20 protein-coding genes are annotated in these 18,119 nt (G+C 40.2%); 1 reads left to right on the top strand and 19 read right to left on the bottom strand.

The window, feature by feature from the left end; all coding sequences use genetic code 11:
* Positions 1–351: 351 nt before the first annotated feature.
* The 11 genes from L877_RS13210 to L877_RS0111500 form a co-directional block, all read right to left on the bottom strand.
* Entirely contained in the window at positions 352–1,248 is an 897-nt protein-coding gene (locus L877_RS13210) for an alpha-hydroxy-acid oxidizing protein (RefSeq protein WP_051437851.1), read from the bottom strand.
* Positions 1,235–2,059, bottom strand: a complete 825-nt coding sequence (locus L877_RS0111545; protein WP_026836202.1) for a sugar phosphate isomerase/epimerase family protein — start codon at positions 2,057–2,059, stop codon at positions 1,235–1,237. Before L877_RS0111545 ends, L877_RS13210 begins: the two co-directional genes overlap by 14 nt.
* Positions 2,060–2,152: 93 nt before the next feature.
* Positions 2,153–4,879 carry an FtsX-like permease family protein gene (locus L877_RS0111540; protein WP_026836201.1) on the bottom strand — a complete coding sequence of 909 codons (2,727 nt, stop codon included), beginning with the start codon at positions 4,877–4,879 and terminating at the stop codon, positions 2,153–2,155.
* A gap of 37 nt (positions 4,880–4,916) precedes the next feature.
* A complete protein-coding gene (locus tag L877_RS0111535; RefSeq protein ID WP_026836200.1) occupies positions 4,917–5,618 on the bottom strand; it encodes an ABC transporter ATP-binding protein in 702 nt (233 codons plus the stop codon).
* An 18-nt stretch (positions 5,619–5,636) separates the two neighbouring features.
* Entirely contained in the window at positions 5,637–6,278 is a 642-nt protein-coding gene (locus L877_RS13205) for a TetR/AcrR family transcriptional regulator (RefSeq protein WP_051437850.1), read from the bottom strand.
* A gap of 346 nt (positions 6,279–6,624) precedes the next feature.
* Positions 6,625–6,777 (bottom strand): hypothetical protein, encoded by a 153-nt coding sequence (locus L877_RS14170; protein WP_207637267.1) that lies wholly within the window; start codon positions 6,775–6,777, stop codon positions 6,625–6,627.
* Positions 6,774–6,896, bottom strand: coding sequence for a hypothetical protein (locus tag L877_RS14510; RefSeq protein WP_278244212.1), 123 nt, complete (start codon positions 6,894–6,896; stop codon positions 6,774–6,776). Before L877_RS14510 ends, L877_RS14170 begins: the two co-directional genes overlap by 4 nt.
* 264 nt (positions 6,897–7,160) lie before the next feature.
* Positions 7,161–8,012: a haloacid dehalogenase-like hydrolase gene (locus tag L877_RS13200; RefSeq protein WP_034785780.1), complete on the bottom strand. Its 852-nt coding sequence runs from the start codon at positions 8,010–8,012 to the stop codon at positions 7,161–7,163.
* A gap of 1 nt (position 8,013) precedes the next feature.
* Positions 8,014–9,717, bottom strand: a complete 1,704-nt coding sequence (locus tag L877_RS13765) for an HD domain-containing phosphohydrolase (RefSeq protein ID WP_051437849.1) — start codon at positions 9,715–9,717, stop codon at positions 8,014–8,016.
* Positions 9,718–9,861: 144 nt separating this feature from the next.
* Positions 9,862–10,587: an Ig-like domain-containing protein gene (locus tag L877_RS13760; protein WP_051437848.1), complete on the bottom strand. Its 726-nt coding sequence runs from the start codon at positions 10,585–10,587 to the stop codon at positions 9,862–9,864.
* Positions 10,588–10,775: 188 nt separating this feature from the next.
* On the bottom strand, positions 10,776–11,354 hold the full coding sequence (locus L877_RS0111500; protein WP_026836199.1) for a DUF3267 domain-containing protein: 579 nt from the start codon (positions 11,352–11,354) through the stop codon (positions 10,776–10,778).
* A gap of 213 nt (positions 11,355–11,567) precedes the next feature.
* Between L877_RS0111500 and L877_RS0111495 the strand changes: the two genes are divergently transcribed.
* Positions 11,568–12,059, top strand: coding sequence for a hypothetical protein (locus L877_RS0111495; RefSeq protein ID WP_026836198.1), 492 nt, complete (start codon positions 11,568–11,570; stop codon positions 12,057–12,059).
* A gap of 98 nt (positions 12,060–12,157) precedes the next feature.
* Here the strand turns inward: L877_RS0111495 and L877_RS13755 are convergent, their stop codons facing one another.
* The 8 genes from L877_RS13755 to L877_RS0111455 all read right to left on the bottom strand — a co-directional run bounded on the left by L877_RS13755 (position 12,158) and on the right by L877_RS0111455 (position 17,793).
* The gene (locus tag L877_RS13755; RefSeq protein ID WP_026836197.1) at positions 12,158–13,003 is read right to left on the bottom strand and encodes a DUF4097 family beta strand repeat-containing protein; all 846 of its coding nucleotides are present in this window, start codon (positions 13,001–13,003) and stop codon (positions 12,158–12,160) included.
* A gap of 1 nt (position 13,004) precedes the next feature.
* A complete protein-coding gene (locus L877_RS13180) occupies positions 13,005–13,604 on the bottom strand; it encodes a DUF1700 domain-containing protein (protein ID WP_051437847.1) in 600 nt (199 codons plus the stop codon).
* Positions 13,597–13,920: a PadR family transcriptional regulator gene (locus L877_RS0111480; protein WP_026836196.1), complete on the bottom strand. Its 324-nt coding sequence runs from the start codon at positions 13,918–13,920 to the stop codon at positions 13,597–13,599. Before L877_RS0111480 ends, L877_RS13180 begins: the two co-directional genes overlap by 8 nt.
* A gap of 211 nt (positions 13,921–14,131) precedes the next feature.
* Complete coding sequence (locus L877_RS0111475) at positions 14,132–15,037, bottom strand: LysR family transcriptional regulator (RefSeq protein WP_026836195.1); 906 nt, start codon at positions 15,035–15,037, stop codon at positions 14,132–14,134.
* 18 nt (positions 15,038–15,055) lie between these two features.
* Positions 15,056–15,451, bottom strand: a complete 396-nt coding sequence (locus L877_RS0111470; RefSeq protein ID WP_026836194.1) for an RrF2 family transcriptional regulator — start codon at positions 15,449–15,451, stop codon at positions 15,056–15,058.
* A gap of 49 nt (positions 15,452–15,500) precedes the next feature.
* Positions 15,501–15,962 (bottom strand): Fe-S cluster assembly scaffold protein NifU, encoded by a 462-nt coding sequence (gene nifU / locus L877_RS0111465; RefSeq protein ID WP_034785779.1) that lies wholly within the window; start codon positions 15,960–15,962, stop codon positions 15,501–15,503.
* A gap of 35 nt (positions 15,963–15,997) precedes the next feature.
* A complete protein-coding gene (gene nifS / locus L877_RS0111460) occupies positions 15,998–17,179 on the bottom strand; it encodes a cysteine desulfurase NifS (protein ID WP_026836192.1) in 1,182 nt (393 codons plus the stop codon).
* Positions 17,180–17,367: 188 nt separating this feature from the next.
* Positions 17,368–17,793 (bottom strand): hypothetical protein, encoded by a 426-nt coding sequence (locus tag L877_RS0111455; RefSeq protein ID WP_026836191.1) that lies wholly within the window; start codon positions 17,791–17,793, stop codon positions 17,368–17,370.
* Positions 17,794–18,119 lie beyond the last annotated feature (326 nt).

The raw sequence follows: 18,119 nt of genomic DNA, 5'->3' as shown, positions 1-18,119 counted from the left end.
ATTTACTCTGCTACTACAAATGTGATAGTTATTAGACTTCGTTGTTTTATGCCAACTTATCTCTCGTAGCCTAGCCTTATATGTGATTTCTGTCCGTCGGACCAGAGATTTGCTTGCAGCTTCCTTCAGATTCCACCTCACGATGGACACCCTTGCTGTTCAGCTATACACTTCCCACTATCTGGGCGTGTTCGGGACTTGCACCCGTTAGAGCGCGCCCATGGCGCGCAAACATAAAACAGGAAGAGGCCAACCAGAGAGAGACTTCAATGCGCATGCATTGCGTCTCGAGTCGGTTGGACCCTTCCTGTTTTTAGACTGTCTTAGTGCGACATCCCTTTAACTTTTATCCTATCTATACCACAAAGCTGAGTCGTCTATTTCCTCAACCTTTGAAAAACCTGTACAACTCATAACAAAGCGAAGTTCTTTGGCCACACCTTGCAGAAAATCTTCGACTCCCTGAATACCATTTTGCTCCATTGGTTGCATCATTGATCTTCCAACTGCTGCTCCATCTGCTCCTAGAGCGAGTGCCTTGTACACATCGGCCCCCCTGGCTATTCCACAATCCACGAATATTTTTACATCTGTTCCGCGCAATGCTTCTTTGATTTTAGGCAATACCATAAGTGGTGGAATTGCATATGGAAGTCTTCCATGATGGTGACTAACTAGGATAGCCTTAGCTCCGAGTTTGGCGCACTTTTTGGCATCCTGCACACTCAGAACTCCCTTGACTACAAATGGCAGTTTAGTATTATCGATATACTCTGCAAGCATATCCATGGTTTGGCCTTCCATCTCTTCGCCAATTACAACATCATAACCATTTTCGCCAAATATATGATCGATATCCATTCCAATCCCAAATGCACCAATATCCTCTGCATATTGCATCTGATCTAACACTTTGGCGTGATCTGCATATGGCTTAACAATTCGAATTGTTTTTGCTCCAGTGTCCATAATCTTCTTAAACAAATCATTTTCCATCATCCCACAGAAATTAAGAACGTTTTGGTTCTTTGCTGCAACCGAGTACTCTTCCAATCCTGTGAGTTCCCTGTCATGGTAATTACCAATATGAGAGAAGGCCGGCGTAAGTACAGGCATGGCAAATTTTTCTCCAAAATATTCCGTCTCCAAACTTGCAACCTTCGAATCTATCAATCTTTGCTCAAACATAATAGAGTCAAAATATTGCTCAGTAAAGACATTTGCATCATCTATTCTAGTATATCCCATTTAGTTCCTCCTTTAAATACTCCATATATCTTAAATATTCTTCATCAGTGTTTAAATGCTCCAATATAATCGGCATATCAGTATCCAAATCATGCAATTTCTTCGCATAATATCTCAATGGAAACTCGCCCAAACCAGGCGCGCATTCTTCAAGTTGGAATGTATACTCTTCCTTCAAGTGCACGTCTTTGATATGACAACTCTTAATCTTGTCACCCAGTAAATCCACGCATTCATCTATGAATTCTTCAATGTTAAAGTATCTTTCTGCTGAATTTATCATATTAATTCCATCAAGATGTACCGCAAACCTGTCTCTATCCACATCTTCTAATAATTCAAGATACTGCTTGGGACTCCATGGAATCATCCAAGGCATTGGTTCCAGTGTAAAATATGTGTTCTTTGGATTTGCCCTGTCGATAATCTCTCGGACCATTTTAACTGTTGACTTCCAAGCTTCATCAGAAAAATTCTCCTTGTAGTGACCATCCCACCTAGGTCCAAAAGCTCCAGCAACATTAACAGCACAACGTGCTCCAAGGAAATCTGCCAATCTTAGCTGCTCTACGCAATAGTCCATGTTTTGCTCTCTTGTAGATTGATCAGCATCCAGAGCATTTCTCCAGATTCCAACTTCTGCAATCATCAGACCGTGGTTCTCTGCCGCTTCCTTGTAAGCGACAATCTTCTCTTTAGGTTCATCGCTTTGGACCGGAAAAACAACTGCTCCACATCCAAGCTTTACTTGATTCGCCGCCCACTCCTCTGGCGTACTGTGGGCAAGTGGCGAAGAAGTACCTAGTCTCATATAACCCCTCCTTGTATAGGTCAATCCATGTTAAGTTAAGTGTTCCCTCACCTTATTATTCTATCATACTTTAGGAAAAAATAATACAACTTCCTAGTCACGATCCTTAAGTATTTCCGCAGGAGTATACTTATCAAGTTTTCTGACTAATAAAGCGTTTATTCCAAGATATAGGCCTATTATAACAGCATACATTATGAAATACACATATACTGGACAAGACAAGTTTAGCCCACAGTTGACATTTGAAACCATATATGGAAATACTAGGTTCATAAGTTGCTTTGTAATCGGGATAATCAATGCGGCACCTACTGCAATAATCGCAAAATTTCCGTCTAAATAGAGCTTTTTAATCTCTCTTCTTCGATACCCAAAAATCTTCACAAGCGAAATACTCATGGCACTTCTATCTATCATAACTTTCATCATTAGATACATAACAACACAGAAAATCGCGATAGATGCAAATGTAAGAGTAAATACCAAAGGCATCATCAAATCCGAAAAGACACTTGCGCCCTTTACCACATCCTGACGGGATGTGACTGAATACAAGCGCCCCGAATCAATGTCCAGTTTCTTATCGCTAAATAATACATTATAATAATTGTCTGCTTTATCAAACATCTCACGCATTTTGTCAATATTAATAAATACGTAAAAGCCACATTCACACTCGCTTATTGAATCAATATTAAATGCATATTTCTGATCATTCTCATCATCTGTCACAACAAAATCCTCACCGGGTTTGAGTCCAAATTTTTCAGCTAACGCCGATGAAACCACAACATTTTGGGCACTTTCAGGAGGCTTTGCAGTAAAATATGGATTGTTGTCATCAATTCCCATAAGTGTCACATCAAAAGATATTCCCATTGTTTCTTTTTTAAATGTTTGGGCAAAAGCCTGTTCTGCCGATTTAGGGGCCTCACTCTCGGGATATTTTACCATATACATGTAACTATATTTGGTATCTCTCTCATAATCCTTGGCGATATTTCCACATAATAAAAAGCAATTCAGCGCCATCATAAATACGTACAAGGCAATAAACATTCCGGCAATCAATGCAAGCGCAGAGCGCATCTCCCTAAAAATCTGCCTGATGCGAAATGCTGTCACAAAATTCATTCCATTGAGATTAACTTTTCTAATTCTAGTTTGCTTTTTCTCTCTCCTTATGAGAGAAAGCGCAGTTTTATTGAGCTTGCTATTAATCACAATGATGTTGACTAGCGCCGAAATAACAGGTGGCACAACTATACTATATATCCACAAATAAGGTTGTACACTAAACTCAAAATGTGGAATTGAGAAATAGTCATATGAGCTTTGGGCAATCATTGGAACCATTATACCGGTTCCTGCCAATCCTGCGCCAATTATACCAGCTAACGTCGTAATTACCACAGGCAAAGTTATATAGTGAACTATCAAATCACGCTTTGTGACTCCCATTGCATAAAGCGTCCCGATAATACTACTTTCGTTTTCAATCGAATGTACAACAAATACAGAAATAACATAAGCCATTAAGACAAATAGAATCGCTCCCGCCAAAAGGCCAACATGTATATCAACTTCCTTATCATGTTTTGTTGCAAAAATCCTAGGATTATCTGAGCTTTTCAAAAATGTTGTAAGATTAGACAATTTCACACCCATTTCATCCACCGCTTCGTCTACTGCTGAGTCTAATTCGTCTACACCCTCATACATTTTCTCAGTTCCCTTGCTAATCTTCTTGACTCCATCTGTGTATTTCTTCACACCATCCTTGAAACTTTTTAGTCCATCAAGCTGTTCTCTCGCGTCATTTATTGAATATTTTACTAACCCATTTTGCGAATCAGCTGATAATCTATCCAGTTCGCTCTTATAATTCTTTTCCGTAAGATTAGTTTTAATCTTGGCCTCCGCCAAAGAATTATTAGCTTGCATGAGACTTGCATCAAATATTTCACTTGCACCCTCATTTATCTTGCCATTGTTTCTCTTTAATTTTAATAGAGCTTCACTTATCTCGTCTGTAGCATCCTTCATCTTTTCAGTCGAAGATGTAAGATTGTCAGTCATTCCTCCCGTCCTATCCCAATACTCCTTGAAGAACTTGTCATCCACCTGATCGGATTTAATCCGAATATCCTTCAAGTATTCTTTTAACTCATCATCAGTAGCATCCCCGGAGAGTTTATATGCATATGTGTACTCCTCGGTTTTGTCTCCTACTCCGGCATCCTGTAGTCCTTCATAATCTTCATCACTCATGAAGCAAAGTCCAAAGCTCTTGGAGTTACAAGATGTGTCTGTTACAGCTTTATATGGTCCATCGTAATCGGATACACAACAAATACCAACCACCTTATATTTTTTCTTTCCAATTTCCAATACGTAACCCGGTTTTATACCATTTTCGATTGCATAGCGCTTTTCTACCGTCACTTCTTGGGGATTTATGGGCGCACTGCCTTCAATAATCTTTTGCTTATTGATTGACTTTCTAACTTTATATACCCTGATAGTACTGCCATTGCCAACAGTACAATCAAGGTAGAACTGCTCTTCTAAATCAATATTCATATCCTTAATCTTTGCTATTTGATCTTTCACAAGTGGCACAAATAATGTAAATTCTCCGTCCTCAAGATTGGTTTCCTCCGCCAGCTCTTCGGTTCCTCTAGTCAGATTTTCACCACTTCCAACTATCGTCACCACAAGAAACATAGCCATCATAATCATAAAACCTAGCGCCAAATATCTCAGACAATTGGCTTTTAACTCCCTGAGCACCCTCATTCTCATCACTTTTTGCATTTATGTATTCCTCCTGTAATCCTAGCCTCAACTAATCTTACAAATCCTCTAGTTCAGCTGCCGATATTCGAGTTTCATTGGTATAACACTTACCGATTATTCCATCCTTAATATATATAACTCTGTGAACCATGTCTTTTATTGCATTATTATGGGTTACAATAAGCATGGTTGTTCCATACTTTTCATTAATTTTCTCCAGCAATATAAGAATATCTCTGGACGTCTTGGAATCCAAAGCACCCGTAGGCTCATCGCAGAGAAGAATTCCCGGGTTCTTGATTAATGCCCTGGCAATGGCCGTACGCTGTTGCTGTCCCCCCGACAATTGGGACGGAAACTTATTCTCATGCTGTTTTAAATCCAGAATATCCAAGAGCTCCTCCATATCCAAAGGGTCTTCTGCCAGATACCTGCACACTTCGATATTTTCACGCACTGTAAGATTAGGTACCAAATTGTAAAACTGAAAAATAAACCCCAGATAATCTCTCCTATACTCTGAAAGAGCAACCTTATCAAGATTTGCCAGCTCGATTCCATCAACAACACAGGAACCGGAATCAAAATTATCAAGTCCACCTATACAATTGAGAAGTGTGGATTTACCGGACCCTGATCGACCCTGTATCACGCACATTTCCCCCTTCTCAACTCCCGTATTAACTCCACGCAATACCTCGTTATAACTGCCTCCCTCTCCATATGCTTTCTTTAATTTTTCCACTTGAATAAACATATTATCTCCTTCCTCTCATCACTCTTTCCATATTGATATCCACGCACCTGTGAAATACTTAAGTATATTAGCGCAAAAGACACGCGCTTCCTCCTCGCTCTCAATATGGGTAATTGCATAAATATTCGCATTAACTTGATCGTGTGCCATCCAATGCGCCATATACGGAGATACTTTTATATCTGGAAACAATCTCTGCATGCGATTATTCAACTTGGTATACTGAACAGTTGAAGCATCCATAAACTTATCCATTATATTCTCCATAGATGAACCTTGCCCCTTGGTAAGCAACAGTATAAACTTCTCTCGATTGCTATACATAATGCTCATTATCTTCTCAAGCACCAATTGATCCGACACTTTGGATATTTCACCAGCTTCCGTCTGCGTAAAAATATCATACAACTCCTGATCCGTAGCCTGCTCCTCCATAGAAAAATGTTCCATCATCACTTGATAGATTTCTTCCACCGGCTCCCTTACCAGTGAGCAAAACAAATCATCTTTATCCTTAAAGAAAAAGTACAATGCCCCTGTGGTAACACCCGCTTGTGAACAAATCTTTCTTAGCGATGACTTCATAAATCCCTTTTCCATGAATTCCTTCATAGCAGCTTCCTGGATTCTTATCAGAGTTTCATTGTTGTTATGACTCATATATTCACCACCTACTTAAAATGCAGCATTCAAGGCATTATTTTCAACATAACACCGTTACGTAACACTGTTATGTTAGCACAGTTTTTTCTGCTTGTCAAGAATCTTATAAAAAATTGTCTTGCGAACGACGTGAGTAAGACCAGCAATATGCGATTCCAATAATATGGGGGTGTTGCACCAGCGGTTGGACGTCTTTTACGGAAAATTTCTTGGATACTCTCTTTTTTGCCGTACCATGCTCTCTTATTCAATCACTCGTTCAGCAATTCTATCTCCATTTACGGAAATTTCTTTGAATTTCTTAGTTTTTTTCCGTACTTCTTCTTCTACTTGCATTCTCTGTTCAGCCCTTTTTTTTTAAGAATACGGCTAGATTTCTTGTTCCAGCCATTCTAGCCGTACTGACCACCAAAAATGTCGTGACACAGTTCCCCCAGTTTCCCCTCAGTACGGCTAGATTTCCTGCTCCAGCCATTCTAGCCGTACCGCCCCTCAAAATACCGTGACACATTTCCCCCAGTTCCCCCTCAGTACGGCTAGATTTCTTCTTCTCGCCATTTTAGCCGTACTAACCACCAAAACCACCGCATCACCCTCTCCCCCGCCAGCTCTCACGACCCTTCCTCCCCCGGTATAAACTTCATAACAAAATACAAAATGGCAGAACTGGGACACATTTATTTCCTTTGAGAGCCACATAAATTTTAAAAAGTTAAAATGGCTTTTCAACAGGGCTTAGATAAGTGCGCCTTTTTCTGGAATACATGCTTGTTATCAAAAAAAATTAGGATAATTCCCTTGATTTTAGACTAAAAAAGAAGCTGCACACTAACGATTTTTAATCGTTAGTGCGACAGCCCCATATATCACATAAATATTCTAATGCGTCTCCCTTTGGCACTCAAAATGAGCTCTCTCTAATTCCTCATTCATGGCCGTTCTGCTGATTATCCTCTTCATAAGCAACTCCATCTCTGAACCCTCCGAGTAATCAGCCGCAGCAAAGTATCTAATTCTATTCTCCCTAATCATATCATATACTTTTGACTTGTCTTTGGTATCCGGATTATATACTCCTATGGAGTGTCCTCCGTAAGAATTAACTAGTTTCATACATGGAATGTCCGTGGCACTGTCGCCTATATAAACCATATTCCTAAATGGAACCCGAAGCTCATCCGGTGCATAGTAAGTATTGACTGCCGGATCATTTACATCTAAAACACCCTTCTCAATCCTGAAGAGAAACTGCGTTTTGTTGGTATAGTTAACAACCTGCGCCGGCCATATAGCCATCCCCTTTTCATCAAAGTAAAATGAGCTTGCGTATATTTTCTTGAACACGCCTTTCCTAGCAAGCTTGGTCCCCTCTATCATCTCCTTGAGACCCGATGAAATAATATAGTGCTCAACCTCAACGCCATTTTCCTTACCGAATTTGTTGATTCTATCAAACCAAGACTCAACCCCCGGAAAAAGCTCAACCTTCGCCCCATACTCTTCGAGAGACTTGCGGTTGAATAACATATTTCCGTAGGATGCTTCCTTCATCGTGTACATATAGGCAAGATTTTGATCCATATCATTATTGGTCGCCAATTCATTGGTCATCTCCCAAAACTTTCCAATATCATCTCCATAATTATCCTGTATAAAACCCTGCGCCTGCATATCGTCCGGTGACAGAGTTTTATCAAAATCATAGCAAATAGCTAAAACTGTTTTTTCCATGTTATTCCTCCCCGTAGTAATTCTCTAATCTTGGTCTCGCACTCTGATAGGCACTCTTTAGAGCCGGATCAAAGTGAGTCCCCATGCCATCCATGATTATCTCATTGGCCTTTTCAAAAGTGAAAGCCTCTTTGTAGACACGCTTTGAGACAAGTGCATCATATACATCAGCAATTGCCATTATTCTTGCCTCAATCGGAATCTCCTCTCCGACAAGGCCTTCCGGATATCCAGAGCCATCCCATCTTTCGTGGTGGAAATGGGCAACATTTTCAGCCACAACCTTAAACTCCTCATCATCTGTATTTAACAAGATTTCATGTATGACTTTGGCTCCCTCCGCTGCATGCTCCTTCATTTTCTCGTATTCCTCATCTGTAAAACGCCCCGGTTTTCTAAGTATGGCATCATCAACGGCTATTTTCCCCAAATCATGCATCGGTGCAGCCTTGGCAATGTCCTTACAGAATTTCTTGCTCAGAGAAATCTTACCTTCTTTCATGATTTCATCTACCAAAATTCGAACACCCGCACTTGTTCGCTTGATATGCCCTCCCGTGGAATTATCACGACTTTCAACCATCATCGCCAAACTCATAATCAAGTTGTCATGCATATCCACAATATGCTTTGTTTTTTCCTCGACCTCTTCTTGAAGTTTCTCATTGTAAGAATCGAGAAGCCTGATATACTTGCGGTTTGCCGTATCATCCATGAAAGTAACAAGAAATCCCCTTCTCTTATTCCCATCATAAAGATGATTCACCTGAACATTATATATCTTTTCCTTTTGATCTCCCTCTTTCCGCATCTCATAAACAAAACTGTCCCCCGTTCCATCCATAAAACTATCTATAAAATGCAATAATTTCTTAGCTTTCGGATCTCTGGAGTCAATTCTTGAATCCACCGGAACTTTCTCCAGGAAAGGCATGAGTTCTCTGGCAACCGAATTACTCCCAAGATATCTCAATTTGAAGTCAAAAGAGGCAAATCCCACTTCTCGCTCTTTGGCCATAGAATCAATAGCTGTATCACCGATATTATACAGATTAACTCTATATGCAATCATTAGGAAAATAATCTGAGCAGCGATATATCCAACCGGAAGCACATCTACACCTTTGATTATCGGCTTTACAAATATATACAAAATAATACATATGGTATTAGGCACAGCCAATAGAGAAACTATTGTTCGAGGAATCTGAATCTTCTTTTTCCACGTATAAATAATTACAACTATACCGGTCACATAAAATGCCACCAATACAGCTACAAATAATGTGTGAAATACACCATACTCCCTATTTAACAAAACATTTCCATCTACTATCTCAAATGATAAATTCTTGTAAAACAAATCATCCTTTCCGATAGTAAGCACCAATACATATTGTAAAATAGAAATAATAAACAGACCAACTCTCAATCGTTTGCGCATACGAATTCTGCATAAATTGATGATACTTAGAAGCAAAAACAACTGGAGAAATGCTCCTCCAAGAAAAGCAATTTGAAGGGAATTGATTGCCGCTCCCAAGCTCTCCGACTGACTATGCAAGAAATAACCAAGGTTTGCAATTGGAACTAACGTGAAAACCATAGTAAAGTTGGCATCAAAATGCTTATGCCACATATATACATAGACCGCCGAACATATAAGCGAAATCCCCAATGCAATTCCATAGAAAATTGTCGACATATACATACCTCACTTGATTTAGGATATGAATATTATAACACTTGAAAGTGAATCGCGCAATGTGCGTTTCCCAAGAAAGGCGGATGAAATGCCTTGAATTCGCATGTTCATCCGCCTTTTCCTACTTCATTATAGGAATCGCATTTATTGTTTTTCAAAGTAATCTTTTCCATCACATACAAAGTAAGTTCTTATGTATCCATCCTGGGAGACAAAAGTGATTTCATTGCTTTCCTCCAAGTAATAGATATGATCATTGTCCTCACTTTCAAGCTTATGCTTTGACATAGGATTAGAGATTACCGCATTCGCCTTTTGCAGATATTCTGCCTCTGATGAGCTCTTAGTCTCTTTTCCATGTTTGATATAATGACTTTTCAACTGACTTTGGCTTCTAAAGGAATAAGTACCACCTTCACCCTTCTTGTTTGGTTCACTTTCAGAGGCCTGAACGCCCTGTCTTACATATACCTTACAAGAAAAGGATTTTCCTTTGATTTTGGCAGTAACCTTAGTATTTCCTTCTCTAAGTCCCTTAACTTTACCCTTATTATTTACTGTTGCTATGCCTTTGTTAGCAGAACTCCATGTTACTTTCTTCTTATTATTTCTTACGGAAAGAGTGTAACTGTTGCCCAGTCTCAAGAAAAGCGACTTTCTGTTTAATCCGACTTTCTTCGAATGTTTTTTCATCGTTCTTGCAAAATCGTCATTCTCTGAGTTTGGCTGTGCCAGTTCATCGCTTACCGCTTCTGTTGCCTCTGTTTGGTAATTATTTCTCATTGGCTCTGAGTTATCCCAGATTACAAACTTGAAAACCAATGCAAAGGATGCTACAATCAACAAAAATATTGCTATATTTTTTTTCATTTTGAATTTCCTCCTCAAAAATCCATCTGTAGCGACCAAATACCCGTGTAGCTAGGGTTGATCACATTTGCCATTTTCCTTTTTCATTTCCCACTGACAGTTAGATCCTTTTTCGCCCGCCGACGTGAATATCGCCCTCCTTTTTTATGATACTTTTGACTTTCACACCAACTACCTTATGTTTGAAATCAATCCTCCAGATACCAATATGAGTGAAAACCATTTAGATATGTCTTCGCTCCCCTTGGCATTTGGGTGATTGCATTGAATACATTGATATAATCCCCACATCCGGAACCCAAACTAAACGCACCAAAATACCCCAAAATCGTCCACTTTGGAACAATCAAGAATAATATATACGGAATTAAGCCAAATACGATGTTAGGTAATAATGACATAAATACAAATCTAGCCTTACTCATGCTTTCTGTTCCACAAACAAACAAAAGCATTTTTGAGGGCATGATATACATGAACACCTCTTCTCTAAAGCATATTGCATGCAAAAATTCATGAGGAATCAATACCAACAGGGACAAAAAGCATCCCTCAAAAACTCCTCTTCCAACACTATAGATACTATTTCCCGTAATAAACAATTCAATCGCAATTAAAACTACTATCACAAATAAACTCAATCCATTGGCAATAAGCGCAAACTTGCTTTGCTCGGGTTCCTTAAACATTACCGCTCCGGGTATATGCTCTTTGGCTGGAAGTTTTGATTCATCTCCATCAAACTTCCCTTTGAATCTCAATTTCATAATACTTCCTCTTTCTAACTCTTTTTATAAAATCACATTCACTCATAATTTTAACATAATATCTAAAAATTTAAAAGACTTTTTACATGAAAAATGTTCCGCAAACGTTATCGATTTTATTTTTCTTTGCAAATTACTATTGATTTTTTTCTAAAACTTGCATAATATAGTATATGGTGGTAAAAAACACAATAAAGAAGGGAGACTTATGTGATGAAATATCGGAATATTTTTCTTAGAAAAGGATTGAAGCAATTTTTGAGCATATTTTTGCTGACTGCGTCAGTTTTCTCATTGATGTTGCTTCAGGGATGCGAAGCTGCCGGGGGATCTCCGGATGACGCAGAGGTTACCTACGACGAGGACGATCCGGAAAGTTCGCCTCTATTTTTCACAACAAATGCTACAGCTATTAAATACACTAAAAACACAGACGGTGGACAGATTCTTCAGAATCTGGAAAATGGGAAAATCTCAGACTTCCGCGATTGGACTCTATCACTCACCTTGAAGGAGGAGAAATTTGACGACGGCAAGACCCCTGACAAAGAATCAGGAGTGGAAAGCTATCTATTCAAGATTTCTGATAAGGAGCCTCTGGAGTTTACATACGTAATCAAAGGAATTGGCCAATACTATATAAAAGTCGACGGAAAATGGTACCGCGTCGATAATAACAAAGCACTTCCAAACTATATTAAATAGTTATTTTCAATAAAAGGCTCGCCTGACGGCGAGCCTTTTCTACATTGGGTATTGCATACTGCTGGTCTTACTCCCTGTAGTGTAAGACAATTAATTCATCACTTATTAACTGTTATTTCAATATCACCTGTTGATGTTGTTATATTATATATTCCGCCTTGCGTGGAAGTCGGAACATTTACATCACCTGTACTTGTCTTGGCATAAAAAATCTTACTTGTGAGAATATTTCCACTGACATCTCCGGTATCAGTCTCAATCTTCCCGGTGGACGAGTCGATGTCGTTTAGATCAACATCTCCCGTGGAAGTCTTAATATCCAAAACACCCTGCGATAAAGCATGCTCTAGTGTGATATCTCCCGTGTCAGTGTCAAAGTATAGGTTGGCTGATTTGACTTCTGTTAAGTTGACATCGCCGGTAGAGGTTTTAACTCGAAAATCCCCCATTACAGAACTATTTTTGATGTCAATATCTCCTGTATCTACTTCTATCTTCATACTCTTGGTCGAAATACCATCTATATCTAGGTCGCTAGTGTCACCTACAAAATCGATAGCCTGAAATTCCTTTTGTGGCATAACCACTGTAATTTTCGGACTATTTCTCACTATTCCTATATTGTCAAACCATCTCCTGGTATTGTTGGTATGGACTTTTAAGCAGTTTCCATCCACCTTAACATCGTGACGGAATCTATCATCTTCTGAGCACATAACTCTGGTCTTCCCATCATTGGAAATCTGAAAATTTACATCTTCAATATCCAGATCAAAAGCCATGGAATCAAAACCTTCTGATACCTCATAGGTCTTTACTTCATATTTTTTGTCCAGCATATTGCCAAAGTCAAATCCTCTTGCTGCTGCCGTTCCCAGGCATCCCAAGCAACCAACCGCTGCCAAAACTCCCGCTACCGCTAAAACTCTCTTACTCGTTTTCATACTAAATCTCCTCCTTAACAATAAACATTCCTTTTACCTTTTTCAAAAAAAACTTTGCTAACTTTATCGCACCCTTGGCAAAGTACACGCACCCATAAAAGAGCATAACTGAAAATCCTGCACAAGCCAAACCTGCGAACATCATCCATATTCCTCCGGCCACTTGGGCATTTCCTATCAAGGCAATTCCCGCCGGAATCGAAGCAACAAACGATATTGCCAATGACAAATCAACTGCAAACAGCGATACTACCAAGGACCAGATAGTCACATAGACGCTGAATACAACTGCAAACAAACTAATCAGGAGTGACACCCAAATTGGTGAAGTAATAATCAACAATGCTATCTCGGCTCCACCTAACTTTTTCTTAGGTTTTACCCTCTCCTTCACTATCTTGGCTAGTGGAATATCCTCCATTATTTGTTCTACAACCTCATCAATATTTCCTATTCCTTCTATTGCTTCCTCTTCTGACTCACCGTCTTCTATGTGATCATCTATCATCTCATCATAGAATAGAATTCGCTCATCAACATCCTCTGCCGGCAAACCATTCAGTCGCTTTCTAAGCGCGCTCAAAAACTCTTCCTTACTCATCTTCTTCTGACTCCTCTCTCGCAATAAACTGATAGATAGAAAGTAATTCCTTCCATTCCTCCTTAAACTCTTCGATACGATTCTTGCCACAGTCATTAATGTGATAGTACTTTCTCAACCTTCCGTTGTGCTCCACATTCTTTACCGTCAGCATCTCCGATTTCTCAAGCCTTTTCAGAATAGTATAAAGAGTCGATTCGGACATTTTGATATAAGGTTTGATGTCTTTTTGAATCTTATACCCATAGGAATCTTCGTTTCTTATGGCCGCCAGCACACAAACGTCAAGCATTCCTCTCTTTAGCTGATTATCCATGCTTCCTCCTTTCCACATACTATGCAGTACATAATACTCTGTACTATGCAATACATCCTGTTATGTTATACATCATAACACGAGGTATTATATTTGTCAAGAAAAAAAATTGTTTTACAAGCAAAGCTTGTAAGACCAGCAATATGCGTTTCCAAAAAAATCAGCCCTCAGATAACCGAGAGCTGATAAATATTCCTACTATAGGACTTTTCTATATTTCCTTATATTCCTTTAACCCCTCAACATACGCCTCTCCATATACGGACAAGATGCTATTCTGGCGTGTGATATAGCCAATTGTCATCGGATCATTTTCCTTTAACTTGATGGCTACCAACCCCCTTAGAATCACATCATCCCCTGATAAAGTTCCCGAGCCTATGGAAAATCCTCCGAGTTCCGCGATAATCTCCATGGACGTCGCGCGATCATCGGATTTGACCATTTTATGAAAATCATAATCCGCCAGAGCCTCCTCTGCCAGGTAAAAATTGCTATCATCACTCTGGTCAAAAAGCACACACGGATAATCAGCCAACTCCTCGATGGAAATCTCATCACGCCCTGCAAATTCGTGATTTTCCCACACATATACATATGGATCTCGCTGCATCAACGGCACAAAATCCAGCTGATAATCCTTGAAAAGCTTTCTTATAACTCCCTCATTAGCGCTGGAAAATGAAACGATGCCCACCTCGCTTCGCATCGCCCTGACGTCTTCAAGCACCATACGAGTCTTGGTTTCATGAATCGAAAAGGCATACTTGTCCGGGCTACTATCCCTGATAACCTTGTTAAACACCTTGATTGAAAAGGAAAAATGCTGAGTTGACACAGAAAAACGGTCCTTGTCAGCATCACGAGAGAGATAGCGATCCTCCAAAATCTCGTACTGCCCCACTGCCTTCTTGGCATAACTGATGAATTCTCGTCCCGCCTCAGTCAGAGTTATTCCCTTATTGGTTCTATCAAAAATCAGGATTCCAAGCTCATTCTCCAGTTCCCGCATGCTAGCTGACAGTGCGGGTTGAGAGATATAGAGCTTAGTGGAAGCCTCGCGCATCGAGGAGGAATTAGCCACCTCTAGCGCATACTTTATCTGCATAATATTCATATCAATCACATCCTATTGTCACATCAAATCCCTTAACGTTTTGGATTCTAGATAATCATTCATCACATTGTTCAGACCTTCCCAAAAACCGATGGTCTGACACTTGCTTTTGCGCTCACACTCCGGTGCGTCCTTCGCAAGACAACTAACTGGTTCAAGTCCCTTCTCGGTAAGTCTAAGCACGTCCGCTGTGGTATACTCCTCAGGTTGGCGAGTAAGCCTATATCCTCCTCCCTTCCCCTTCAAGCCCACCAATAACTTGTTCTTGGTTAGGGTCGGCAAGATTTGCTCCAAATACTTGAGCGAAAGTCCCTGACGCGCTGCCACGTCCTTCATTGGCACATACCCATCTCCCTGATGTGTCGCCACATCTATCATAACTCTAAGCGCATAGCGCCCTCTCGTAGAAATCATAACTTCCTCCTAGCGTATTATTCGGGAGTTTGATTTTTCAGGCAAACGATTACTCGCCTCCCATCTCATAAAACTCCTCTGTCTCATCTATGTCATTGACCGGAGGCTTAAGCCCCTCAATCTTCAGATCATTTTTCTCTGCGTAATCCCAAAGCGCAGCATGTATTGCCTGTTCTGCCAAAAGAGAACAATGCACCTTCACCGGTGGCAACCCATCCAAAGCCTCCATAACAGCCTTGTTGGTCACATCAAGAGCTTCATTTACACTCTTTCCCTTTACAAGTTCCGTTGCCATGGAACTCGTTGCCACAGCTGCACCACAGCCAAAAGTCTTAAACTTAGCCTCTCTGACAACCTGCTGATCATCAATATCTAGGTACATCCTCATGATATCTCCGCACTTTGCATTTCCAACAGTTCCCACTCCAGATGGATTCTCCAACTCTCCCATATTCCTAGGATTAGAAAAATGGTCCATCACTTTTTCACTATACTCTGTCACCTGACTCATATTAATTCTCCTTAATTATAATACAAAATTGTAATTTATCCAACTTCTTTGACAAAATCTTCGTAAAGCGGCGACATACTGCGAAGCCTCTCCACGATGCCCTTTAATTCATCTACGATATAGTCAATATCTTCTTCTTTAGTATCCGTAGAAATACTAAATCTTATTGATCCGTGTGCTATCTCATGTGGCAACCCAATAGCCAACAGCACATGTGATGGATCAAGAGAGCCCGATGTGCACGCCGATCCCGAAGAAGCACAAATGCCCTTCAAATCTAACATTATCAAAAGCGATTCTCCCTCGATAAATCTAAAGCAGAAATTCGCATTATTGGCAAGTCTTCTCTCTCTATGTCCATTCAATCTCACATATGGAACTTCCTCTAATATGCGCTCAATCAACTTATCTCTAAGTCTTGCTTCATATTGATTGTTCTTCTCCATGTTCTCTACCGCGATCTCTGTCGCCTTGGCAAATCCAATGATTCCGGCGGTGTTGGTAGTTCCGGCTCTGCGACCATTTTCCTGTCCTCCACCGTGAATAAGATTGGAAATCTTGGTTCCTCTGCGAATGTACAAAAGTCCAACGCCCTTAGGTCCATTGAGCTTATGTGCACTGGCCGACAAAAGATCTATGTTCATAGCCTCAACATCGATAGGTTCATGTCCAAAAGCCTGAACCGCGTCAGTATGAAATGTCACTCCATGCTCCTTGGCAATCTTCCCAATCTCAGCAATTGGCTCAATAGTTCCAATCTCATTATTGGCAAACATCACTGAAATCAAAATCGTTGTAGGCCTTATAGCACTCTCCAACTCTTCTAAATCCACAAGGCCATCCTCATCAACCGGCAAATACGTCACCTCAAAACCATGTTTCTCGAGAAATTCACAAGTATGTAGCACTGCATGGTGCTCAATTTTTGTGGTAATTATATGATTTCCCTTTTCCCTCAACGCATCGGCAACTCCCTTAATTGCCCAGTTGTCTGATTCACTGCCCCCTCCAGTAAAAAATATCTCCTTATCTCTTGCATTAATCGCATTGGCTATAACATTCCTAGCTTCTGCCACTTTCTTAGCAGCCTTTCCTGCACTCTCATACGTACTTGAAGGATTCCAATATTCCTCATCAAAGTATGTCTTCATAGCATCCAAAACCTCTGGATATACTCGTGTTGTAGCTGCATTATCAGCGTAAATTTTCTTACTCATACGCGTCCTCCTTACTAACCTACTAGTTTAATAGGTATTTTATCATCAAAGGAATGGAATGTCAATAGGGATTAAGTATTTTTTTGAAATTTGGGGTGGGGAATATCAAAAATTGTCTTACAAGCAAAGCTTGTAAGACCAGCAAAATGCGTTTCCAAAAAGACGGATGAATTGGGGGTTTTCTCTTTTCATCCGTATTCCCAAGCGAGTTCTCTTATTTCTTGTTTTTTGCCGTACTCACTTCCTAATCTCCAGGTACACGCTTGCCCCTCTTTCTTCTCAGTGCGTTCTGCTATACTTGTCTTGCTCTGGGGGGCAACGTACGGATAGATTTCTTTTTTCTTGCTTTTTTTCCGTACTTTTCTTTTTCTCGTGAGCCTCGTCCTCTGTTTTATATGCGGATTACGGCTAGATTCTCTTATTTCTTGTTTTTTTTCCGTACTTTTCTTTTTTCTCGTGGATCCCGTCCTCTGTTTTGTATGCAAATTACGGCTAGAATCTAATATTTCTTGTTTTTTTGCCGTATCCACGCCCCAACCCCCTGGTACACGCTTCCACCTCTTTCCTCTCGGTACGGCTAGATTTTCATATTCTCCTTTTTTTGCCGTACTCATGCCCCAATTCCTGGTACACGCTCCCCCCTCTTTCTTCTCAGTACGTTCTGCTATACTTGTCTTGCTCTGGGGGGCAACGTACGGATAGATTTCTTTTTTCTTGCTTTTTTCCGTACTTTTCTTTTTTCATGAGCCTCGTCCTCTGAAAAGCTTGATTTGGCATGCCCTCAGAGAGACTTCCTAAGTTCCCAAGTGGGTTCAGGGGCATGCCAAAACGCGAATCATAAAATAGGCATGCCCTCAGAGAGACTTTCTAAGTTCCCAAGTGCGCTTTGGGGCATGCCAAAACGCGAATCGTAAAATAGGCATGCCCCCAAAAGCGACTT

This window comes from Eubacterium xylanophilum ATCC 35991, assembly GCF_000518685.1.
In the GTDB taxonomy this organism is placed as follows: Bacteria; Bacillota; Clostridia; order Lachnospirales; family Lachnospiraceae; genus Eubacterium_F; species Eubacterium_F xylanophilum.
This window is presented reverse-complemented; position numbering and strand designations above follow the sequence as displayed.

What these genes read in the sequence shown, in the direction of transcription:
- L877_RS13210 (WP_051437851.1), bottom strand. Translation starts at nt 1,248, where the DNA reads ATGGGATATACTAGAATAGATGATGCAAATGTCTTTACTGAGCAATAT.
- L877_RS0111545 (WP_026836202.1), bottom strand. Translation starts at nt 2,059, where the DNA reads ATGAGACTAGGTACTTCTTCGCCACTTGCCCACAGTACGCCAGAGGAG.
- L877_RS0111540 (WP_026836201.1), bottom strand. Translation starts at nt 4,879, where the DNA reads ATGCAAAAAGTGATGAGAATGAGGGTGCTCAGGGAGTTAAAAGCCAAT.
- L877_RS0111535 (WP_026836200.1), bottom strand. Translation starts at nt 5,618, where the DNA reads ATGTTTATTCAAGTGGAAAAATTAAAGAAAGCATATGGAGAGGGAGGC.
- L877_RS13205 (WP_051437850.1), bottom strand. Translation starts at nt 6,278, where the DNA reads ATGAGTCATAACAACAATGAAACTCTGATAAGAATCCAGGAAGCTGCT.
- L877_RS13200 (WP_034785780.1), bottom strand. Translation starts at nt 8,012, where the DNA reads ATGGAAAAAACAGTTTTAGCTATTTGCTATGATTTTGATAAAACTCTG.
- L877_RS13765 (WP_051437849.1), bottom strand. Translation starts at nt 9,717, where the DNA reads ATGTCGACAATTTTCTATGGAATTGCATTGGGGATTTCGCTTATATGT.
- L877_RS13760 (WP_051437848.1), bottom strand. Translation starts at nt 10,587, where the DNA reads ATGAAAAAAAATATAGCAATATTTTTGTTGATTGTAGCATCCTTTGCA.
- L877_RS0111500 (WP_026836199.1), bottom strand. Translation starts at nt 11,354, where the DNA reads ATGAAATTGAGATTCAAAGGGAAGTTTGATGGAGATGAATCAAAACTT.
- L877_RS0111495 (WP_026836198.1), top strand. Translation starts at nt 11,568, where the DNA reads ATGAAATATCGGAATATTTTTCTTAGAAAAGGATTGAAGCAATTTTTG.
- L877_RS13755 (WP_026836197.1), bottom strand. Translation starts at nt 13,003, where the DNA reads ATGAAAACGAGTAAGAGAGTTTTAGCGGTAGCGGGAGTTTTGGCAGCG.
- L877_RS13180 (WP_051437847.1), bottom strand. Translation starts at nt 13,604, where the DNA reads ATGAGTAAGGAAGAGTTTTTGAGCGCGCTTAGAAAGCGACTGAATGGT.
- L877_RS0111480 (WP_026836196.1), bottom strand. Translation starts at nt 13,920, where the DNA reads ATGGATAATCAGCTAAAGAGAGGAATGCTTGACGTTTGTGTGCTGGCG.
- L877_RS0111475 (WP_026836195.1), bottom strand. Translation starts at nt 15,037, where the DNA reads ATGAATATTATGCAGATAAAGTATGCGCTAGAGGTGGCTAATTCCTCC.
- L877_RS0111470 (WP_026836194.1), bottom strand. Translation starts at nt 15,451, where the DNA reads ATGATTTCTACGAGAGGGCGCTATGCGCTTAGAGTTATGATAGATGTG.
- nifU (WP_034785779.1), bottom strand. Translation starts at nt 15,962, where the DNA reads ATGAGTCAGGTGACAGAGTATAGTGAAAAAGTGATGGACCATTTTTCT.
- nifS (WP_026836192.1), bottom strand. Translation starts at nt 17,179, where the DNA reads ATGAGTAAGAAAATTTACGCTGATAATGCAGCTACAACACGAGTATAT.
- L877_RS0111455 (WP_026836191.1), bottom strand. Translation starts at nt 17,793, where the DNA reads ATGAGTACGGCAAAAAAAGGAGAATATGAAAATCTAGCCGTACCGAGA.